Annotated in this window: 3 rRNA genes; all 3 read left to right on the plus strand. The window is 56.0% G+C overall.

From position 1 onward, the window contains the following. Positions 1 to 3 precede the first annotated feature (3 nt). Positions 4 to 1,525, plus strand: a 16S ribosomal RNA gene (locus tag BEP24_RS15715). A gap of 469 nt (positions 1,526 to 1,994) precedes the next feature. Next, positions 1,995 to 5,121: ribosomal RNA gene (locus tag BEP24_RS15720) — 23S ribosomal RNA — on the plus strand. A gap of 137 nt (positions 5,122 to 5,258) precedes the next feature. Then, positions 5,259 to 5,375 (plus strand): 5S ribosomal RNA (gene rrf, locus BEP24_RS15725). Together the 16S, 23S and 5S rRNA genes form the textbook arrangement of a ribosomal RNA operon. Positions 5,376 to 5,378: the final 3 nt, after the last annotated feature.

A 5,378-nucleotide genomic window follows, 5' to 3' on the forward strand; every position in this document is an offset into this window, starting at 1 on the left:
TTTTTTACGGAGAGTTTGATCCTGGCTCAGGACGAACGCTGGCGGCGTGCTTAACACATGCAAGTCGAACGATGATCAGGAGCTTGCTTCTGTGATTAGTGGCGAACGGGTGAGTAACACGTGAGTAACCTGCCCCTGACTCTGGGATAAGCGTTGGAAACGACGTCTAATACTGGATAGGACTACTGGCCGCATGGTCTGGTGGTGGAAAGATTTTTTGGTTGGGGATGGACTCGCGGCCTATCAGCTTGTTGGTGAGGTAATGGCTCACCAAGGCGACGACGGGTAGCCGGCCTGAGAGGGTGACCGGCCACACTGGGACTGAGACACGGCCCAGACTCCTACGGGAGGCAGCAGTGGGGAATATTGCACAATGGGCGAAAGCCTGATGCAGCAACGCCGCGTGAGGGATGACGGCCTTCGGGTTGTAAACCTCTTTTAGTAGGGAAGAAGCGAAAGTGACGGTACCTGCAGAAAAAGCACCGGCTAACTACGTGCCAGCAGCCGCGGTAATACGTAGGGTGCAAGCGTTGTCCGGAATTATTGGGCGTAAAGAGCTCGTAGGCGGTTTGTCGCGTCTGCTGTGAAATCCCGAGGCTCAACCTCGGGCTTGCAGTGGGTACGGGCAGACTAGAGTGCGGTAGGGGAGATTGGAATTCCTGGTGTAGCGGTGGAATGCGCAGATATCAGGAGGAACACCGATGGCGAAGGCAGATCTCTGGGCCGTAACTGACGCTGAGGAGCGAAAGCATGGGGAGCGAACAGGATTAGATACCCTGGTAGTCCATGCCGTAAACGTTGGGCGCTAGATGTAGGGACCTTTCCACGGTTTCTGTGTCGTAGCTAACGCATTAAGCGCCCCGCCTGGGGAGTACGGCCGCAAGGCTAAAACTCAAAGGAATTGACGGGGGCCCGCACAAGCGGCGGAGCATGCGGATTAATTCGATGCAACGCGAAGAACCTTACCAAGGCTTGACATACACCGGAAACGGCCAGAGATGGTCGCCCCCTTGTGGTCGGTGTACAGGTGGTGCATGGTTGTCGTCAGCTCGTGTCGTGAGATGTTGGGTTAAGTCCCGCAACGAGCGCAACCCTCGTTCTATGTTGCCAGCGCGTTATGGCGGGGACTCATAGGAGACTGCCGGGGTCAACTCGGAGGAAGGTGGGGATGACGTCAAATCATCATGCCCCTTATGTCTTGGGCTTCACGCATGCTACAATGGCCGGTACAAAGGGCTGCGATACCGTAAGGTGGAGCGAATCCCAAAAAGCCGGTCTCAGTTCGGATTGAGGTCTGCAACTCGACCTCATGAAGTCGGAGTCGCTAGTAATCGCAGATCAGCAACGCTGCGGTGAATACGTTCCCGGGCCTTGTACACACCGCCCGTCAAGTCATGAAAGTCGGTAACACCCGAAGCCGGTGGCCTAACCCTTGTGGAAGGAGCCGTCGAAGGTGGGATCGGTGATTAGGACTAAGTCGTAACAAGGTAGCCGTACCGGAAGGTGCGGCTGGATCACCTCCTTTCTAAGGAGCATCTGGCTCGTCTCGTGTCTGCAGATGCAGGTGTGGGGTGGGTCCAGGCGCCYGGTTCGGACCGAACGTGTCCGACGGGTAGCTCATGGGTGGAACATTGACAGTGCAGGTGGGAGTCATGCTCTCGGCGTCAGTACATCGATCGTTCGCGGTTGGTTGGAAGGGGTCGGGGTGTGGTGAGYATCTGGTGCACGTTGTTGGGTCCTGAGGGACCAGGCTTCCCGGCCCGTTGTGGTTGGGGGTTGAGCCGTCTGGTGCTGCCCTGTGTGGGTGGTGCTGGGGACGCGGTTCTTCGAGTGGGCCATGTGATGCCGGCGCGGTTGCGTTGGTGGAGGATGGTGCCGATCGTATGTTGAGAACTACACAGTGGACGCGAGCATCTTTAGATTCGCGTCATCGCATGATCGCCGGCTTCGGTTGGTGGTTGTGGTTGGCGTTGGATCGCAATTTTAATCTTTGTGGTCAAGTTTCTAAGAGCAAACGGTGGATGCCTTGGCATCTGGAGCCGAAGAAGGACGTAGAAATCTGCGATAAGCCTCGGGGAGCTGATAATCGAGCTGTGAGCCGAGGATTTCCGAATGGGGAAACCCCGCCAGGCGCTTTTGTGACCTGGTGACTCCCGCCTGAATATATAGGGCGGGTAGAGGGAACGTGGGGAAGTGAAACATCTCAGTACCCACAGGAAGAGAAAACAACATGTGATTCCGTGAGTAGTGGCGAGCGAAAGCGGATGAGGCTAAACCGATCATGTGTGATAGCCGGCGGGCGTTGCATGGTCGGGGTTGTGGGACACGTCACTCAGTTCTGCCGGACTGGGGCGGTTACAGCGCATCATAGTCGAACCGGTTTGAAAGCCGGGCCGTAGTGGGTGCCAGCCCCGTAGACGAAATGGTGTTATGGCCGGATGTGTATCCCAAGTAGCACGGGGCCCGAGAAATCCCGTGTGAATCTGTCAGGACCACCTGATAAGCCTAAATACTCCCAGATGACCGATAGCGGACAAGTACCGTGAGGGAAAGGTGAAAAGTACCCCGGGAGGGGAGTGAAATAGTACCTGAAACCGTTTGCTTACAAACCGTCGGAGCCTCCTTAGTAGGGGTGACGGCGTGCCTTTTGAAGAATGAGCCTGCGAGTTAGTGATATGTGGCGAGGTTAACCCGTGTGGGGCAGCCGTAGCGAAAGCGAGTCTGAATAGGGCGGTTCAGTCGCATGTCCTAGACCCGAAGCGAAGTGATCTATCCATGGCCAGGTTGAAGCGACGGTAAGACGTCGTGGAGGACCGAACCCACTTCAGTTGAAAATGGAGGGGATGAGCTGTGGATAGGGGTGAAAGGCCAATCAAACTTCGTGATAGCTGGTTCTCTCCGAAATGCATTTAGGTGCAGCGTTGCGTGTTTCTCGCCGGAGGTAGAGCTACTGGATGGCCGATGGGCCTCAACAGGTTACTGACGTCAGCCAAACTCCGAATGCCGGTGAGTGAGAGCGCAGCAGTGAGACGGTGGGGGATAAGCTTCATCGTCGAGAGGGAAACAACCCAGACTACCAACTAAGGCCCCTAAGCGTGTGCTAAGTGGGAAAGGATGTGGAGTTGCACAGACAACCAGGAGGTTGGCTTAGAAGCAGCCACCCTTGAAAGAGTGCGTAATAGCTCACTGGTCAAGTGATTCCGCGCCGACAATGTAACGGGGCTCAAGCACACCGCCGAAGTTGTAGATTTCGCACACAGACAAGCCTTCGTGGTTCAGTCGTGCGGAGTGGTAGGAGAGCGTCGTGTGGCGAGTGAAGCGGCGGAGTAATCCAGCCGTGGACGCCACACGAGTGAGAATGCAGGCATGAGTAGCGAAAGACGGGTGAGAAACCCGTCCTCCGAAAGACCAAGGGTTCCAGGGCCAGGTTAATCCGCCCTGGGTAAGTCGGGACCTAAGGCGAGGCCGACAGGCGTAGTCGATGGACAACGGGTTGATATTCCCGTACCGGCGAACAACCGCCCAAGCTAATCCAGTGGTGCTAAGAGTCCTAACCCGGTTCGTCGGATCCCTTCGGGGTGATGGTGTCCGGTCTAACGCTCGACCCCATGCTGGTGCGGCTAGCGTATGAACAGGTGTGACGCAGGAAGGTAGCTGAGCCAGGCGATGGTATCCGTAAGGTGAACCTGGTGTAAGGATGTAGGGCTGACGATAGGCAAATCCGTCGTCTGTACGCCTGAGATCCGACGCGTACCCGTAAGGGGAAATCAGTGATCCTATGCTGCCGAGAAAAGCATCGACGCGAGGTTGCAGCCGCCCGTACCCGAAACCGACTCAGGTGGTCAGGTAGAGAATACCAAGGAGATCGAGATAATCGTGGTTAAGGAACTCGGCAAAATGCCCCCGTAACTTCGGGAGAAGGGGGGCCGGACACGTGACCGGACTTGCTCCGTGAGCGTTGAAGGCCGCAGAGACCAGTGGGAAGCGACTGTTTACTAAAAACACAGGTCCGTGCGAAGTCGCAAGACGATGTATACGGACTGACGCCTGCCCGGTGCTGGAAGGTTAAGAGGAAGGGTTAGCCCTCGGGCGAAGCTYTGAATTTAAGCCCCAGTAAACGGCGGTGGTAACTATAACCATCCTAAGGTAGCGAAATTCCTTGTCGGGTAAGTTCCGACCTGCACGAATGGCGTAACGACTTCCCAGCTGTCTCAACCGCGAACTCGGCGAAATTGCACTACGAGTAAAGATGCTCGTTACGCGCAGCAGGACGGAAAGACCCCGTGACCTTTACTACAGTTTGGTATTGGTGTTCGGAGTGGCTTGTGTAGGATAGGTGGGAGACTGTGAAGCGGGCACGCTAGTGTTCGTGGAGTCATTGTTGAAATACCACTCTGGTCACTTTGGATGTCTAACGTAGGACCCTGATCGGGTTCATGGACAGTGCCTGATGGGTAGTTTAACTGGGGCGGTTGCCTCCCAAAGAGTAACGGAGGCGCCCAAAGGTTCCCTCAACCTGGTTGGCAATCAGGTGGCGAGTGTAAGTGCACAAGGGAGCTTGACTGTGAGACTGACAGGTCGAGCAGGGACGAAAGTCGGGACTAGTGATCCGGCAGTGGCTTGTGGAAGCGCTGTCGCTCAACGGATAAAAGGTACCTCGGGGATAACAGGCTGATCTTGCCCAAGAGTCCATATCGACGGCATGGTTTGGCACCTCGATGTCGGCTCGTCGCATCCTGGGGCTGGAGTAGGTCCCAAGGGTTGGGCTGTTCGCCCATTAAAGCGGTACGCGAGCTGGGTTTAGAACGTCGTGAGACAGTTCGGTCCCTATCCGCTGCGCGCGTTGGAAATTTGAGAAGATCTATCCCTAGTACGAGAGGACCGGGATGGACGAACCTCTGGTGTGTCAGTTGTTCTGCCAAGGGCACCGCTGATTAGCTACGTTCGGACCGGATAACCGCTGAAAGCATCTAAGCGGGAAGCCGTCTTCGAGATGAGATTTCCATGCACCTTGAGTGTGAGAGGCTCCCAGCAGACTACTGGGTTGATAGGCCGGATGTGGAAGCGGGGACTAACGACCCGTGGAGCTGACCGGTACTAATAAGCCGAAGACTTGACAACACAATTATTTCCCCACCCTTGTGGTGGGGGCTCGCGTCCACTTTGTGGTTCCCGACAGACGATCGGGAATCAAACTGAATACTTCAGCTGAACCAGCATGAAGGAACAGTGTTTGATCCGTTTCGGGTCGACAGTGTTCCGGTGGTCATAGCGAGAGGGAAACGCCCGGTCACATTCCGAACCCGGAAGCTAAGCCTCTCAGCGCCGATGGTACTGCAAGGGGGACCTTGTGGGAGAGTAGGACGCCGCCGGACTCA

This window comes from Curtobacterium sp. UCD-KPL2560 (assembly GCF_001705035.1).
Classification (GTDB): Bacteria; Actinomycetota; Actinomycetes; order Actinomycetales; family Microbacteriaceae; genus Curtobacterium.